1 pseudogene is annotated in these 313 nt (G+C 60.1%); it reads left to right on the forward strand.

Features of this window, described 5'->3' with window-relative positions:
• Nucleotides 1-130, forward strand: a pseudogene (locus ACYP5B_RS46010) (transposase); the annotation flags it as partial.
• Nucleotides 131-313: the final 183 nt, after the last annotated feature.

Raw genomic sequence — 313 nt, forward strand, 5'->3', positions numbered from 1 at the left:
GGCCCTGAACGCGGTGTTCCCGAGCACGACACTGCAGACTTGTGTCGTGCATCTGATACGCGGCAGCCTGGACTACGCGAGCTGGAAGGACCGCCGTGTGGTGGCGGCCGCGCTCAAGCCTGTCTACACCATGTCATGGCACTTCCAAGCAAGTGGTGGCGCCCCGTTGCAATCACCAGCGGCGACGTTCCGAGAGACTGAGGCCTCAGCAGCCCTTTCTTCACGGAGACATAACATGCCTATCATTGTTTGCGAATGCAAGGTCGGAATCGAAGCTGGCGTCAAGGCCAAGATCGCCAGCGAGTTCACGAGC

Source organism: Cupriavidus sp. 8B (assembly GCF_054589115.1).